Consider the following 16975-nt stretch of genomic DNA (forward strand, 5'->3'; position numbering starts at 1 on the left):
AGTAGATGGTGCCTTATAGATTTTAGAAGTATATGAACAAGATTTGATATAGATTGGGAGTATCCGGCAACTATAGGCAGGCAGAGAGAAGGTAGTTTTTAATATTATAGTTAATAACTTATAGAGCTTTAAAAATTACTTTACTATAGATCAGAAATTTCTTAAAAAACAAATGTAACACACAAGTTTGAGTATTGCTATATTAGCCAGTGCCTATGGTTTAATGAACACCCTCTTACTTTTTACAGCATTCAGAAACAGGCATGTTTTTAAGCGCAGTTAATGTACTTATATTTGGATTATTGTCTTTTTCTCTACTAACTTTTTCACTAATTTTTATTATAGTAAAACATATAATTGTAGCAACTGCTACTCCAATAAATATCCCAGCAGCAGCAACAGGATTAAATTCACTGGTTTGATAAAGCAACTGAGTGTAAAGACCTACCACTATAAATGGGAGGGAGGTTATAGCTGTACATATTATTATTTTCTACTGTTTTCTTAGTTCTATCCAGCATTCTATTCCTTTCCTTTTCAGTATTAATCCGAAGTTGATGGGTGGCATTAAAGCTTTTAACTAAATCAGCATCTTCTTTATCTATACTAGAAAAAGAACTAAGTACGGCTTCTGCTTGAAATTTTCGAGCACAACAAGCATCGGAAGAGTATGGCCAATCATGATCATAATATTCTATAGCTTTATTATAATACTCACATGCTTTCTGAAGATTCTCTAAAATAGCTTTTTTTGAATTAAGATTTTCTAAGTCATCCACTGAACTTTCAATATAGTATTTTACAGGTATTTTTTCTGTTCTAATCTTGAATTTTACAGATATTGCATTCGGTATTGGATGCTTTTGCTTCTTTATCTCTTGAGATGTAAGTAAAACTGTGGTTTCTGCAAGCTCGGGATTAGCTGACTGAAATAATTCTCGCATGGCAAGCTTTTCTTTTTCATATTCTTCTTTTTTCAGTCTTTTATGTGGTTTAGCGATCTTTACAGCTCTAGACTTGGTTTGTTCACATAAAACTTTACTATAACTACGCCGAGAAAGAGATTCTCTATGTAAAAAAGCTTCTTCGTTTTCTATTTTTTTCACCTGATTAAAAGAAAATGTAAACGGCAATTTATTGCTGAAAGTATCTATAAAATCACATGTAAATAGATTTAAATAAACATCAACATTATGTTGCTCTATATTTTTTTCAAATTTCTCTCTCTTTTCTTCAAACTCTTTTATTTCTTCGGTCGTTAGAAAAGCTATAGTTTTTGCTAATTTGGGATTAATTGATTCAATTAATTCTTGCACAAAATTTTTATCTTTTTCCTCGACAATTACAACTCTAATATTTACTCGCTTATACAAAACTTCATCGCTTGTGTTCCCAGCTCCACTGAAAGGATTCTGAGAATATTGCCCTATACCATCTCCCAGAATCACTAGTCCCATATTAGATAACTTTTTATATGCCTCTTCCATGTTAGTATTAAAGAAATTCTCTATTTCTTTCTTCAGATCGTTTGATTTACTTCTCTTATTATATTTTTTAAAAAGAGTTTTATATACTGCTTGATAATCATAACTATATTTGCTACCATACACATCTGCGTAATACATTGGAGTTTTAAGATCCGCCTCAAATCTTGATAACAATACTGTTGAGACAGAATTTTTACCTTTTTCACCTTTAGCTTTTGATTCACCAGAAGCAGCAAACATTCCGCTGAGTTTTATCTCATTTCCTGGCAGTAATTGTCCATTTGCAAATGTGCAAGCTGAAAATAGTGTCCAAGCATTAGTACCATGAGCACAGAAAGTTCTAATATTAACTAAATCGCTTCTCTCAAGATTAATTTCTGGATATCCTGTAGCAAGAGTCTTATTTTTTCCAATTGACCAATCTTCAATAAAAGATCTACTTCTATTTTCATTATATTTTTCTTGTAGTTTTTTAAACTCAACTAATTTAGCTATGGTAGCTTTATCAGAAGTATTTTGTTGTGCATTATTCATCTTAGTTTCCCCTGCTATTCATTAGAATTTTAATACAAAACTATAGAAATATCAAGTAAATTGAAAAATAGTTCATAAAATATTCACTTGCTTTGTTTTTCTATAGAGCCTCTACAAAACGAAAAAATAAACCATTAGTAAGATGATACCGAGATTTACAAAATTTCACGAAATTCCTATTTAAATAGGAGATTTATTGATAAAGCTCTTCAAATAATATTTGCATATCTGGATTAGTATTCAAAAAACTTGCCTTTATTAGCGTTAATTCCTGAAATAACACTTACATCTTTCATCCAATAATTATCTCGTTTATGAGTCATTCCATACTTATTTAAGTTTTTTTCTTCTATAATATACTTATCACTCTCTATAGGAGCTACTAAGATAGGCAAAGCAGCCCACCCAGTGGAGAGTGAAAATCCATATTGACATATACTTTTACCTTTATTTAGAATATCAAACTCTTCTTGAAATGCTTTTTTTAGTGCTTGAATCCAAACTTTTGGTCCTGAAGTCATAGCGGTAATACCAGTTCTCGCTGCATTCTTATATTTATTTCTTGATAAAGAATCAATGTATACTTGATAAAACTTTTCGTCGTTATAATCTACACAGTTTATTATATCATTTTTTAATTCATATGGCAGTGTTATATAAACTAGAAAAGACTCATCTTTAACACTGTAATTGTAGGGAATCATCTTTTTAATCTCTTCTACGTTTGATTTTTTAATGAATAAATTCTTAAGGGGAAATTGCTGTGTAACTCTATTTTATATCTAGCAATGAAAATTTACTTGTTTCGCTACCCATTTTGGTAAATAAGATCACGTTTTTAGTGATTCTGTAATTTACAACCACATAATCTAAAAATTTTTTGACAACTTCTGAATTCTTTGGAGCACTTATTATATAGGAATCAACCATGTTTTTTTCATTTAAAGCAAAATAAGACAAGACCAATTTAGGGTATTGTTGATCACATTTGAGCAATAATTTCTCTAATTCTTTTATATTTTGTTGGGCAAGTTTGGTATCTAAGATAACATCTAAATCAATATATATGCCACCTTTAAGCAATCTAATACCTCTTATTATATCAGAAGCAGCAGCATAATTATGCAGTCCATTTTCTTCAGTTAAAATTATTCTTTCTAGCTTTTTTAGATTTTCTAGTAGCTGCTCATCACCTCTATATATCTCCTTTATACTTTTTATAACTTCCTGATAATGTATTACTTCAATACCACGTTTCAATAATATGTCATAATAAGAAAGATCAGCGTTAACTAGCTGCTTTTTTCTGAGCAGATGCAGAGATGAATCGTTAACAATGAGTTCTACTTGAAAATCACTAAATACCTTACTGTAGTTTGAAATATTTACTAAATATTCTTCAAGTAATGGACCGCCAAGCCAGATAAAAATTATATCACTCATATATTAAAATATTAATACTATAATAGCTTTTTTAAATACTTTACACCAAACTCTGTTGAGAAGTTATTTGCCAAATGTTAATATCATATAGATTAGGTTTATTTTGCCCATGCTTATTACAAAATGTCTCTATTACCTTTCCATTGCTGTCAAATCTTATAGCTGGATATGAACCATTTTCATATTCTTTTTGATAAATACAATCAGGGCATTCTTCTTCATTTTCATCACATAATGAATTATCACTGGTTATAAAGCTTGTCAAGCTACTTTCTCCTTGCTCAAATACCCAGTGATTATCGTCTGTAACTTGTGGATTGATATGGTAACTTGAATTATGTGCATAGTAATCTAAACATTGAAAATATGTAGCAGGTTTAGCTTGATTAAAAGTAGAAACAGCCTTGATACTATGATGACTCCATAGTTTACTGTCTATATTATATGTATAGCTATTATCTATCTTAGTCACTTTATCACAATATATATAGCTATTATTTATCTCAGTCACTTTACCAAAATATACACAGCTATTATCTATCTTATTTAGAGTAGTGACTTTATCAAAATGAAATGGCTTACTTAAACTATATATTTTTACTCCATCATTTGAAGTAAGTGAAAAATGTGCTAAAGAAGTAAGGGAAAAATATTCACAGCTAATTTCAGCGTTCTTTTTAAGAGTAAATATACTATTAACAGTAGGACAATATGGTGATATATTAGATGTGGATTGCAAGGATATATCAGGACCTAACGAAGGGTAAGTAGGTAGTGAAGGTGGGTCAATATTTAAATCATTACTCATCTTACCAACATCACTTTTGCTATTATCAATATTTTCCTCGATTTTTGAGCATCTCACCTGTGGTTCACTAGATTGTTGAGAGGACTGATGCTTTATATCAGTGTTTTTACTAAAGATCTTTTTGATCCAACGAATAAAATTAGAAAATAACTTCTTGAGTTGTTGAAAACATGATCTTATATTCATAGTGTTATATATTAAATATTTTACTAATTATATATTATGGATAAAATTAACACTATAATGTTAAATATAACATAGGGATTTTATAATAAATTTATGAACAATGAACAACAAATAGATGTGTGCAGAATACAAAACAACAAGTTGATAAAGTAATTGATATAATGAAAATTAACGTTGAAAAAGTTTTAGAAAGAGATCAAAAATTAAGTGAGTTGGATGAAAGAGCAAAAAGGTTATACAAAACATAGGAAACTTTTGAGAGACAGGCACGGAAATTAAAGCAAAAAACTGCTAGAAGAAATTATACTATCCCTCTGTATTTCACTTTAGCAATTGTTTTTATTACTGCTTTAACTTACCATGCATATACTATCTTTGCAAGTCAATCTCCAAGTCAAAATTTAAATCATATAACTTTTCAAAATGGTATTACAGAATATTGTTTAAATTTATTGTAAAAATAAGACTTGCTTTAACTAATAATAATATCATCAGACTCTGAGATTCAACTTGAACTAGGATGCTACAAAACCTTCGTTGCTTACTCACTAAAAATTGATTAGATCACCATTGGTATGGTTGGTAAGATACTTTGTATTTTACAGTCTTTTAAACTATTAGCGACAAAGTCATTTATATAAGATGTACTACTACTCAAATAACTTACACCTTTGCTCACATAAGCTGAACCTTTGACGGCAATATAATCTCTATTTTCTTTATTTAAAGCAGATGATATATTATATGGAATATATGATGCGCTATTTAGAACTGATGATGTACCAACTAAAATCTGTGTTACGCTATCCATAATAGACTTAAAGCCAAAAATACTTTTATCAATGGCATCATCTCTACGGTTTTCTTCCCTAGTTAAAAGGTAAGATACACTATATGGAACATATGAGGCAAAATAAGTAGCATGCGATACGCCGGATAAAAGATATGATGTAGCTTTTATGCTATATTCAAGGCAAAGTGTGCTTTTGTTAATTATATGATACGTTAAATCTTTACTTTCTTGGTTTGAAAGGATTAAAGATTTATCTTCTTTCTGCATATCGTCAGGTAACTTTTCATAATCTTTTTCATTGATTATTTCATATTCATCTTCTAGGAATTTTTCACTTTCCAAAATATACTGATATTCTTTACTGCTCTCTAGTATGTCTTCTGGAGATTCTTTATGTTCTTTGTTTTGGTTTTTTATGTCTACCATTGTATTTGCCTTAATTTCTAAAATAACAATAGTATAATTATTAATTAATTTATTATTAATGTCAATAAAATAAATATTTGACTGCTAAAACAATTGTATAACTTCAGTATATATATAATATGCCACTTAAGGTAGTTACCCACACTTAATTTTCAAACTTAAAAAGCTTATCTGAAAGTAAATTATACAAAAGGCTTTTAGTATATTTTAACTATTTTATACTAGGCCCTGTGAACAAAAAAATATAACAGTGATAATAGATAAGAAAGAAATGTGGCAAAGGTAGGGGAATATGCCGATATACATATAGCTAACCGAGGGAACTTAATCCTGCAACTGTGCAATTTCATCATGTGATAACCCAGTAAACTTGGCAATAGTATTGACATCAATATTATCAGCATAGCTAGTATTTGTAATTTGGAACTTTCTATATGAGTTCCGAAAGAGGTCTATCACGGTTAAGCTATTTTATATTTTATCTTATATAGCTGTTCACAGAGCCTAGTGGAAATACCTTGTATAAGCAGGTGCTATAAACAAAATATTGGACTATACCAAATTGGGCTTTTTGATACCTTCTTTCCTAACAGATTGAAAAATTCAGTTGAGTTTTTGATTCAGTTTGTTGAACATTCCCTAAAGTTTAATTTTCAAATTTAGGAAAAATTGGTTTAGCTATAGGCAATAAAACACCACTCTGGATTTTACTAGTAAAATGTTTTATACCTCGTTTTTCATTTGGAATTTGCAACTGATCTAAAATAGCATTTGCAGAGTTTGGAATTAGAGGTTGCAAAAGAATACCAATGATTCTTATATGTTCTAAAAGCTTATATATGACCATACTTGTAAGCTGAAGATTAGTTCTTCGTAACTTCCAAGGAGCACTTTGATCTATATAACCATTTGCCTCTGATGCAATATTAAGTATTGTAGACAAAATGCTATTAAACTCATATTTAAACAGATGATCTCTTATTTGTTTTAATATCTCTTCGTAATTTGGTAATTCCTCGCTTCCTACAAACAAGTTATGGTCAATTTCTGGGACAAACCCTCCATATTCTTTATGTATAAATGAGACTGTTCTTTGAATGAGATTACCAATACTGTTAGCTAAATCTGAGTTTATGCACTTTATTATAGCTGCTTTACTGAAATTACCATCCTTACCAAAGGCAACTTCCTTTAGTAGAAAATATCTTATTTGATCAACACCAAATTCTTCAGTTAAACTAATTGGGTTAATAGTATTACCTATAGATTTAGACATTTTCTGTCCTTCATTTAACCACCAACCATGAACTGCTATTTGTTTAGGTAAAGGCAACTCTGCTGCAAGCAAAATTGCTGGCCAGTATACAGCATGAAAGCGCAATATATCTTTACCAATAAGATGAATACTAAAGCCATTTTCCCAAAATTTTTTATACTCATGGTTTTGAATATCTGGAAAACCAAGCAGCGTAAGATAGTTAGTTAAAGCGTCAATCCATACATAGATTACATGATTGCTATTGTTTGGTACCTCTATTCCCCAAGAAAAATTGGTACGTGAAATTGAAAGATCAGCCAAACCAGATTTTACAAAAGATATAACTTCATTACGTCTATGACTTGGAAAAATAAAATTTGGCTGACTTTCATATAATTTTAATAACTTTTCTTGCCACTTTGAAAGTCTAAAGAAATAACTAGGCTCCTCTACCCACTCAATCGGACTACCGGTTGGTGCTATACCATCTATTAGGTCTTTCTCTTGATAAAATGCTTCATCGCGAACTGAATGCCATCCTGAATACGAACCAAGATATATTTCACCTTTCTCGTACAATAAGTTCCATAAAGCTGCAACTGCATTTTTATGTCTTCTTTCTGTTGTTCGTATGAAATCATCATTTTGAAAATCCATTACCTCACTAAGCTGTCTAAAAGACTGACTAGTCTTATCTGCAAGCTCTTGTGGTGAGATCATCATCTCTGCTGCTGCTTTTTCAACCTTTTGTCCATGTTCATCTGTCCCAGTAACAAACTTGACGTCTTGACCATAGAATTTTAAAAACCTCGACATCATATCACAGATAACACTAGTGTACGCATGGCCAATATGTGGCACATCATTAACATAGTATATTGGTGTTGTTATATAAAAACTCTTATTATCCATCCATAGAGCACAATTATAATAATTACTATATATAGTAAAACCTTACTTGTGTATACTCTATTCAATCTTGCTTAGCTTTATCTGAGTTATGGTGCTATACAAACTTTCCAAATTTAAGAAAGCTTAGAGCTTGTTTAAACATTTGATGAAAAAAAAAGTATGATTACACGAATGTGATCTTTTGCTCCTTCAAACTTTGTACTGTCAACTTACCATCATTTGGCTTATTAATAAGCCTTAATGAGATTAGATCAATTGGTTTGTTGCCTGCAATAATGCCAAGTTCAAAATCTATATCAGCAAAAAATTTTCTTAAAACTATCCTGATTCGTAACAAGTTGCTATCCTGCAGGACCATAAAGTTTTTTGTAAAGCGTAAAATTCTTTAAAAAACCTGCATTCCATGATTTGGAGTGCCAATCATTACCACACGTCCAAGCTTATCTGGTTTATATTTTTTAAAATACGCTCTGATTAATAATCCACCCATTGAATATCCAACAAAATGTACTTTTCCTGTAACTGATAAGGCAAATTGGCTAATATCTTTATGAATTATATTAGCTAATTTTTCAATTGGATACCTAGTAGAAGGATAGTTGAGATTTAAAACCTGACCCCTTCAAGGAATCTAGATAAACTTCTCATACTACTACTAGTACGGAAAATTCCATGAAGGACAATAACACCATCTTGATTTAAAGATGATGCTTTTTTACATCTTTTTGTAACACAAGCAAATAATACATTATCATTATTTAGCAACAACTTATGACATGATATTAAAAGTATTATACTGACAATAATCAGTGTAGTAGACAGATATTTTTTAATACATTCTAAATACAACTTATGCTTACCTATATGATTGCTTTAGTTTTGTGAATACTTAAGAAAGGTAAAATCGTAACCCTAAAAAATGTGACGTTATTGAACTAATAGCAAACTTGCTTTTTATTCCTTTAATAGCTTTCGTATTGTCATTAAATAACACATTTATATAGCCTGTATTATTAAATACATTTTCCTCAAGAAATTTTAAAGTATTGTTTACTAACTCAACTAATTCACTTAGTGTTAAATTAAGTATAATTCCTCTACTAGGATCAAAGAAGGCAAAATCATCGTCTCCATTTTTTGTAATTAACATCATATGCCCATTAACATTCCTTCCTGTATTATTAAGAACCGTAAAATTTATGTAAGTTCCTATTTTTATTTCTTCCATACCATGTATAAATAATTGCTCGTTGACAATAAGGGAATCAGAGCTATCTCTACTAAGAACCCATGCTATACATTCTAGTTCAAATATACTATAAGGTGACAATATACTATGAGGTGACAACATAGCAGTATTATTAATAATATTATTTATTGTAATCCCTATCCCACTTGGTATCTGGTTTTTTATATGCATTTCTCTCCACCAGCTTTTTACCACTCTATCAAATTTTTCAAATGCTTTTTCTGCCAATTGATTTTCCTTATTATATAAGGCTTGAATATATTCATAAAAAAAGGGAGATAATCTATTAATTATTTCCCCCTGTTCTTCTTCAGAGTAAACAGTAAACTTAAGTCTTTTCTTATTCCTTTCCACTATTCCTAGTATTGTTTGCAAGTCACTAAGTACCACTTCAGTATCAGAAATCTGATCAATACTTTCTTTATTTAATAACCTATGATATGCAACATAGTTAGAAAGTAGCTCACATAATCCTACCTCGCCCATATCCTTAAAATATTTGTAAAGACGTTCGTACTTATGTTCGTCCTTCTTTATTTCTGATATTAAAGTATCCTGATTAAACTCAATTACTTTTCGCTTGCTTTTTGTACTCTCCCCTGCAAGGCAGCTACTGCCTATAGCAACAAGAAACACTAAAGTTATCAATTTTAATTTAAGGGCAAAATTTATATTCATAGAATTACCTATGTTACTTTACAATGCAGCTTACATATTGATTACAAAGAATTTCTAAACCTCAACAATTTGTTGCATCATCAACACATTGCTTAAAGCAACATTTATTAACTTAGTAGGAATAACACTTAAATCTTCTGGTTTTGCTTTACCTCCTCATCTTGCGCCATTGGTATATTGTCGATATTGAACATCTCTTTTTCATGCTCATCTTTCTTTCATCTACCACTTTTTAAACTCGTTCTCTCAAATCTTCACTATATAGTTTTAACTCCTCTTTTACCTAATATACCTTTTTATCACATAACCTTACTTGGGGCAATCTATCATGTGTGGGCTATAAATTTGCAGCAAAGTTTGGAAAATACAAATTTTCAATTCGCTAAAACAGCTTTAGCTATAAATTTGGCACTATGAAAAATTTTAAATTTAACAAATTTTGATTTTGGCATTTTTAATTGTTTATATCAATCGGGTAATTGCCAGTAAAGCATGCATCGCAATACTGAGGGCTTTCATCATTCCGCTTTATTTTTTTAACTGCATGGTAAAGCCCTTCTATACTCAAAAAGTTTAAGCTACTTACACTCATTATTTTAATCATCTCCTCTACTGAGAAGTTGTTAGCCATTAGTTTTTCACGCTGCGGAGTATCTATTCCATAAAAACAGGAATGCTTAATGGGAGGGCTAGAAATTCTTAAATGAATCTCTCTCACTCCCGCATTTAAAAGTAAAAATACTATTTTTTTTAACGTTGTTCCACGCACTATGCTATCATCGATAAGTACTATGCTTTTATTTTTTAAAATATGGTTGTTTGTATTATGTTTTAGTCTTACTCCTATGTTACGTATCTGTTCAGTAGGCTGAATGAAAGTTCTACCAATATAGTGATTTCTTATGATACCAAATTCAAGCGGTAATCCTGATTGATTGGCGTATCCAATTGCTGCTGGTATCCCAGAATCAGGCACAGGAATTATCATATCTACATCCTGTGGCGGAGGGCTCTCTTGTGCTAGCACGCTTCCAATTTCCTTCCTTACCTCATATACAGACTGATTTTCAATTACACTATCTGGTCTAGAAAAATAGATATACTCAAAAATACAAAAGCTTAATTTTTCTCTCACAAAAGGAAAAAAACTTTTTAATTTTCCATCTTTACTGATAGTTATTACTTCCCCAGCTTCCAATTCTCTAATAAGGCTAGCACCAATAATATCAAGTGCACACGTTTCAGAGGCAAGTACATATGCGTCGTCTACTTTTCCAAGAACAAGTGGTCTAATTCCTGCAGGATCGCGCAGTCCTACTATTTCATCTGTTGTCATAGCAACAAATGAATAGGCTCCTTTCACTTGATTTAGAGCATCTATTAAACTATCTAGGAACGTCTCTTTATTACTAATCTTAATGAGATGAGAGACAACTTCTGTATCAACACTGGACTTAAAAACGCAACCTTTTTTAGTTAATTCTGCAGTAAGATTTGTAGCATTAATTAGATTGCCATTATGTGCTATTGCCATCTCACCGAATCTACAGCTGCTTACTATTGGTTGTATAGTACTTTTATCTCCACTTGTTGAATAACGTACGTGCCCTATTGCATGTCTACCATGAAGTTTCTCTATTCCTTCCATATTATTGAATATGCTGTTTACTTGCCCTTGTAAATGGAGAGAAAATAAATTATTATTATTGCTTGTCACAATTCCAAAGGATTCTTGTCCCCTATGTTGCAAAGCGTGAAGACCTAAAGCACAGTTAGACGCAGCTTTTATATTACAAGCTATAGCAAATATCCCACATTCTTCATGCATACTATATGAAAGTATTAATTATAAGTTTAGTTTAGCCCAGCTACAAGTAAAAATCTATTTTAAGATGGTTTTGAAATTAATTCTTCAAGTTATACGATAATATATTTATCTTAATTCTAATATTAAGGGTATTTTAACATCTAATATCTATTATCCAATTCAACTTATAATTGAAGGCAAAAAAATGACTAATAATCCTAAAATAAATGCAAAATTTGATGGAAAAATAGATGCAAAAGCGTTAGCGGATAATGCTGTGCAAAACTTTAAAACTGCTTTTTGTAGCACATGGGAATGCAGTTTGCCTAAAGAGATTAATGTCAACCTGTTTGCAACTAGACCTGAATATGGGAACTATTTTAAAGAAAACTATGTTAACCCTATAAAACAAGCTAGGCACTTTACTCTTGCGAAAAGCGAAGATGGGTTTGATGTGTATTCTTATTTAGATAGACAAAAACCAGAGTACTCTGATTTAAGTATAAAACGAGGAGTTGCCCATGCTTTAATTGAAAATAATGACAAGTGGGGAAAAGTTTTACCTACATCATTTAAGGTAGGAATGGCAGACTATGTTGCAGGTTTGAATAAGTATGGTTTTGTTCAGAATAACAATGATGATAAGCGTGACTTTGAAGAAATAAAAGAAGACTCTTTAGATTTAGAAGAAATATTAGCTAGAAATAGTGATCATGGTGGCTTAGCAGAGCAAGCTGTGAAATTCCTTGAATCAAAATATGACAGAGATCTTGATCAGTTATTGCATAAGATTGATGCCGAAACAGTAAAAGAAGGAAGAATCTTTGTGAATCAGTTCATCAAAGATGTAAGAGAATATAATACAGAATTCTCATCTTGGGTGACAGATCAACTTCACGACTTTATTTAGTAGTTTTATTAATAAAAATTTAAACTTTTTTACAATTATAAGGAGTACAATATGTATAATAATATAAAAGAATTTAAAGCTAATAGTATTAATGTAGAAATATTTGGTAAAAATCCAAATGAAGATCAAATAAGTAATATAGAAGGTTCAGTTCATAATGCCTTTTCTAATTTCTATGCTGCTTTTTGTAATGATCAGGAGTGTGGTGGTGCACAGAAGATTGACATCTATGCGGCAAACACTGAAGATGAATATAAAGAGCTTTTAAGTAAAAAAGAAATTGATAGTAGCATAAAAAGCCATAAATTCTCTGCCTTAAAAGATCATGAAAATGGAGAGTTTGATATTTATTTTTACTTAAATAGATCAGGAGATTTTGCTTATTCAACTTTAGAAAGAGCAGTAGCCCGTGTTTTAATTGAGGGTAATGACGTATTTAAAAGCGCTTTACCTCAAGCGCTTAAAACAGGAATGGTAGATTATGTTGCAGGTTTAGATGAGAATGGTAATGTTCAAGATAATAATGAAGATTGTCGTGATTTTAATAAAATTATAAAAAAGAACCTAAGTCCATATGACATATTAAAGGATAAAAGGAGCGAAGCCCAAGCAGAACAAGTAATAAAGTATCTTAAGCAAGAAAATCCTGAAAAAATCAATAAATTATTTAAAGATCTTACTGATACACAAAATCAGCAAGATAAAAAAACAATAGCTGATAATTTTTTAAATGAACTAAAAAATGATGAGGGTCTTAACTCAAAATTTTCAGAATGGACAAATAAGCAATTAGAGCAGTTCCATCAAAAGTTGGCAGAAAAATTCGTTCCAGAGATGGAATCTAAAATAATGGTAGATGGTACTGAAGTAGCAGTAAGATATAATCAAGATAGTAAAATGGAAAATATAAGGACATCAGTTGCTGATACTTTAACGAATTTTAAAAACGCTTTTTGCAGTGATGGAGAGTGTAATATTCCTCAAAAATTAAACATTTTTTCATTTAATAGCGAAACTGACTACAGCCAATATTTATGCGGTAATAATAAAAAATCCGATAAATTTTTTGTCTCAAATGATAAAAATGGTGAAGCTAGTATTTACTTATATCTAAAAGGGAAAGGTGATAGTAGGGCAAATAATAATATTGACACTTTAAAAGCACGGATTATTGAGGCCATAATGGAAAATAATGGTTGGGATCACCTACCTCAGCAAATTAAAGAAGGAATGAGAGATTATGTTTTAGATTCAAGTGATGCTAGTTATAAAAGCAGTAACTTAAATGACATCAGAAATTTTGGCCTCACTCCAGATTACATAATGAGTGAGTTTGGTACTAAAGGCTATCTATCAGGACAAGTAATGAGGTATTTGATGGAAAATAAACCTGATGATGTGCATCAGTTACTTAAAAGCTTTAATGGATTGAAAACAAAAAATGGAGCAGAAGCTCAAAAGGTAGTAAGTAATTTTACAGACAAATTAAAGAGTTATGAGCAAGAGTTTTCAGATTGGGTAGGTAAAGAACTGAAACAAATTAATAATGCGAGATCAGAAGCAGAGCTCAATCCGTTAGTGCAAATCCAGGAAGGAGAGTCTACTTCAATGGATCAAACTCAAGAGCAATCAATGGATGGAAAGCAAGATTTTATAGATCAAGTAATGAATTCTTCATGTATTACTGATTTAGGTATCAAACCAGAATGTAAAGATAAATTTGAAGATTTAATAAAAGCACTGAAAGAATGTAGTGAAGAGTCTTCATTGGTCCCAAAAGAGCTCAAAGAAGAAGAAACAGGAATAGAACCTGAAATAGAACCTGAAATAGAACCTGGAGTAGAACCTGGAGTAGAACCTGAAATAGAACCTGAAATAGAACCTGGAGTAGAACCTGAAATAGAACCTGGAGTAGAACCTGAAATAGAACCTGGAGTAGAACCTGAAATAGAACCTGGAGTAGAACCTGAAGTAAAACCTGAAGTAAAACCTGGAGTAGAACCTGGAGTAGAACCTGGAGTAGAACCTGAAGTAAAACCTGGAGTAGAACCTGGAGAATCAGAAAGCATCTCTGATATTTTCAACAACTTCAGGAAGACTTTATGTAGTAGCCAAGAATGTCATGATATTCAAAAAGTAAACATAAGTACTATCAGTGGAGATGAATTCAGAGATCTAGCAAGTGAATCACATTATAATAAAGTAGGTCACTTTATAATCTCAAACGACCATGATATAGTTGATATTAAGCTATATGTTGATCACGAAAAAGATTCTTCAGCCTTAAATTTTGGATCTGGAACATTTGTTCAATCCAGATTGCAACTATGTTCCATCAGATCTCAATATGAGTCATGAATCTGATTGTGCTAAAGCAGCAAAGGTCATGTCATTTCTCATCCAAAGACATCCTGAGCAACTTAATTATCTCTTTGAAGATCTTGCTAGCTCAGGGTGTAGAAATGGAGATCAAGTCATGCAAGAATTAGATAATTACTACAGCTCTGAACTGCAAATATGGTTAGCAGACCAGCAGTTTATGTAGAAAATTTCTAAAGCTTGTAAAAGTGGTTGAAAGGTTTATATTTCCTATATAAACTTTTCAGACCATTTAATAAAAGTATTCAAAAATCTAGGATAAGTAATATAGAATCGGGAGTGTTCAACAAACTGAACTAATAGAAAATACTCTATCATATTCTGCGAGAACGTGCAACAAACTGGATCAAACAAGAAAAATATTAACATAAGAAATGGAATGGACGACAAAACATCAAATAAAACCAGTGGATTAGTAGACTATAAAGAGTTAATATATTATCGTCCATTCGAGGTCGCTAACTGGCAAAGGAGGAGCTTCTGATCAATAGAAGCAAGTTTAGAAGGTGAAATAGAAAATAAATGAGAATAAAGAAGTAGAAAAGTTCAAAATACAGACTCATTTGAGCTTGTAACGCCTCGAGATAGAGCCACAGGTAGTCAAAGACTAATTTAAACTTGAAATGTTTGCAAAGTTATAAAATCGCATATATAGCACTTCCCATAATAATCTGAAGGATTCATAAGAAAGCAGAATATGACTTGAACAGAGGGATGTTCTTCCTGGTCCTGTTTTTAACCAATGAGTTTATTAAAGTCAGGGTGGAAGATTTCAGTGCTTTAGCAAATTCACTGATTTTTTTGAGAGAACGTTCAACAAACTGTGTCAAACAAAAAAAATAGTAATATTAATATAAAACATGGAGTTGACATATGAACGAAAAAACATCGAATAAAAACACAGGGTTAGTAGACTATAAAGAGTTGGAGAACAATATATTATCATCTATACGAGAAGGTAGGTCTTTAACTGGGAAAGGAGGAGCTTTAACGCCTCTGATCAATAGAAGCAAGTTTAGAAGGTGAAATAGAAAATCACCTATCAAATGAGAATGAAGAAAATAATCGCAGAAATGGCAAAAGTTCAAAATACAGATTCAGACTCATTTGAGCTTATAACGCCTCGGGATAGAGATGGAAGTTTTGAGCCCCAGGTAGTTAGAAAAAGACAGACTAATTTACATCCTGAGCTTGAAGCAAAAATTCTTAGTATGTTTGCCAGTGGTATGAGTTATAAAGACATAACATCGCATATCGAAGAAATTTACGACCATAAGATATCAGCAGCAGCAATATCTAACATTACAGATAAATTATTACCAATAATAAATGAGTGGCGCAGTCGGTCATTACAGGCTATTTACCCAATAATTTTTATGGATGGAATATTTTTCAAAGTTAAAGAGGATGGTAGGTGCGTAAGCAAGTGCATATATAATATACTTGGCATAGATCAAGAGGGTAAAAAAGAGGTATTAGGCTTTTATCTAGCTGAAAGCGAAGGTGCTAATTTTTGGTTAGGAGTATTGAATGATCTCAAAGAAAGGGGTGTGGAAGATATCATGATTGCATGTGTTGATGGGCTTAAAAGCTTTCCTGCAGCCATAAACAGTGTATTTCCCAACGCAGAAGTGCAATTGTGTATAGTGCATCAAATACGCAACTCATTGAAGTATGTGGCTAGCAAAGATGTAAAAGTTTTCATGAGTGATTTGAAGAAAATATATCAAGCTTCAAATAGAGAAATAGCTGAAAATTATTTACTTGAGTTGGAAGAAAAGTGGGGAGCAAAATATCCTATGGTAGTGAAATCCTGGCAAAATAATTGGGAAATGGCTATTTTAAGTATTCTGATCCGGTGAGAAAGCTAGTTTATACTACCAATCCCATAGAGGGACTGCACAGACAAATCAGGAAATTCACTAAAACCAAGGGCTCTTTTACCAGCACAAATGCCTTGTATAAGCAATTATATTGTGCTATAAAAAAGATAGAACAGAAATGGACTATGCCTATATCAAATTGGGCTTTAACCATCTCTCAACTTGATATCTTCTTTCCTAACAGATTGAAAATTCAGTTGAGTTTTTGACACAGTTTGTTGA

Annotated in this window: 15 protein-coding genes and 1 pseudogene; 5 read left to right on the top strand and 11 right to left on the bottom strand. The window is 31.3% G+C overall.

The window, feature by feature from the left end; translation table 11 throughout:
• Positions 1–235: 235 nt before the first annotated feature.
• From AACL19_RS01640 to AACL19_RS01660, 5 genes are all read right to left on the bottom strand, one after another.
• A complete protein-coding gene (locus AACL19_RS01640; RefSeq protein WP_339046164.1) occupies positions 236–430 on the bottom strand; it encodes a hypothetical protein in 195 nt (64 codons plus the stop codon).
• A complete protein-coding gene (locus AACL19_RS01645) occupies positions 411–2021 on the bottom strand; it encodes a hypothetical protein (protein ID WP_339046166.1) in 1611 nt (536 codons plus the stop codon). Before AACL19_RS01645 ends, AACL19_RS01640 begins: the two co-directional genes overlap by 20 nt.
• A gap of 233 nt (positions 2022–2254) precedes the next feature.
• Entirely contained in the window at positions 2255–2725 is a 471-nt protein-coding gene (locus tag AACL19_RS01650; RefSeq protein WP_339046168.1) for a hypothetical protein, read from the bottom strand.
• Between the two features lie 67 nt (positions 2726–2792).
• Entirely contained in the window at positions 2793–3464 is a 672-nt protein-coding gene (locus AACL19_RS01655; protein ID WP_339046170.1) for a glycosyltransferase, read from the bottom strand.
• A gap of 40 nt (positions 3465–3504) precedes the next feature.
• The gene (locus AACL19_RS01660; RefSeq protein WP_339046172.1) at positions 3505–4458 is read right to left on the bottom strand and encodes a hypothetical protein; all 954 of its coding nucleotides are present in this window, start codon (positions 4456–4458) and stop codon (positions 3505–3507) included.
• Between the two features lie 119 nt (positions 4459–4577).
• Between AACL19_RS01660 and AACL19_RS01665 the strand changes: the two genes are divergently transcribed.
• Positions 4578–4706 (top strand): hypothetical protein, encoded by a 129-nt coding sequence (locus tag AACL19_RS01665; RefSeq protein WP_339046174.1) that lies wholly within the window; start codon positions 4578–4580, stop codon positions 4704–4706.
• 311 nt (positions 4707–5017) lie between these two features.
• On the opposite strand, the gene AACL19_RS01670 is transcribed toward AACL19_RS01665, so the two are convergent.
• The 6 genes from AACL19_RS01670 to purF form a co-directional block, all read right to left on the bottom strand.
• Positions 5018–5677 carry a hypothetical protein gene (locus AACL19_RS01670; protein WP_339046176.1) on the bottom strand — a complete coding sequence of 220 codons (660 nt, stop codon included), beginning with the start codon at positions 5675–5677 and terminating at the stop codon, positions 5018–5020.
• Between the two features lie 646 nt (positions 5678–6323).
• Positions 6324–7847 (bottom strand): methionine--tRNA ligase, encoded by a 1524-nt coding sequence (metG, locus tag AACL19_RS01675; RefSeq protein WP_339046178.1) that lies wholly within the window; start codon positions 7845–7847, stop codon positions 6324–6326.
• 163 nt (positions 7848–8010) lie between these two features.
• On the bottom strand, positions 8011–8205 hold the full coding sequence (locus AACL19_RS01680; RefSeq protein WP_339046180.1) for a hypothetical protein: 195 nt from the start codon (positions 8203–8205) through the stop codon (positions 8011–8013).
• 27 nt (positions 8206–8232) lie between these two features.
• Entirely contained in the window at positions 8233–8424 is a 192-nt protein-coding gene (locus AACL19_RS07010; RefSeq protein ID WP_410519874.1) for an esterase/lipase family protein, read from the bottom strand.
• Between the two features lie 312 nt (positions 8425–8736).
• Positions 8737–9774 carry a hypothetical protein gene (locus tag AACL19_RS01685; RefSeq protein ID WP_339046183.1) on the bottom strand — a complete coding sequence of 346 codons (1038 nt, stop codon included), beginning with the start codon at positions 9772–9774 and terminating at the stop codon, positions 8737–8739.
• A 454-nt stretch (positions 9775–10228) separates the two neighbouring features.
• Positions 10229–11602, bottom strand: coding sequence for an amidophosphoribosyltransferase (purF, locus tag AACL19_RS01690; RefSeq protein WP_339046185.1), 1374 nt, complete (start codon positions 11600–11602; stop codon positions 10229–10231).
• 184 nt (positions 11603–11786) lie between these two features.
• Here purF and AACL19_RS01695 point away from each other — a divergent pair, with 184 nt between their 5' ends.
• The 4 genes and pseudogenes from AACL19_RS01695 to AACL19_RS01710 all read left to right on the top strand — a co-directional run bounded on the left by AACL19_RS01695 (position 11787) and on the right by AACL19_RS01710 (position 16962).
• Positions 11787–12491, top strand: coding sequence for a hypothetical protein (locus AACL19_RS01695; RefSeq protein WP_339046187.1), 705 nt, complete (start codon positions 11787–11789; stop codon positions 12489–12491).
• Between the two features lie 51 nt (positions 12492–12542).
• A complete protein-coding gene (locus AACL19_RS01700; RefSeq protein WP_339046189.1) occupies positions 12543–14849 on the top strand; it encodes a hypothetical protein in 2307 nt (768 codons plus the stop codon).
• The gene (locus AACL19_RS01705) at positions 14839–15036 is read left to right on the top strand and encodes a hypothetical protein (RefSeq protein WP_339046191.1); all 198 of its coding nucleotides are present in this window, start codon (positions 14839–14841) and stop codon (positions 15034–15036) included. Before AACL19_RS01700 ends, AACL19_RS01705 begins: the two co-directional genes overlap by 11 nt.
• A 707-nt stretch (positions 15037–15743) precedes the next feature.
• Positions 15744–16962 (top strand): annotated as a pseudogene (locus tag AACL19_RS01710) (IS256 family transposase).
• The last annotated feature ends 13 nt before the right edge of the window (positions 16963–16975 follow it).

It is taken from the genome of Candidatus Mesenet endosymbiont of Agriotes lineatus, from assembly GCF_964019585.1.
GTDB lineage: Bacteria > Pseudomonadota > Alphaproteobacteria > Rickettsiales > Anaplasmataceae > Mesenet.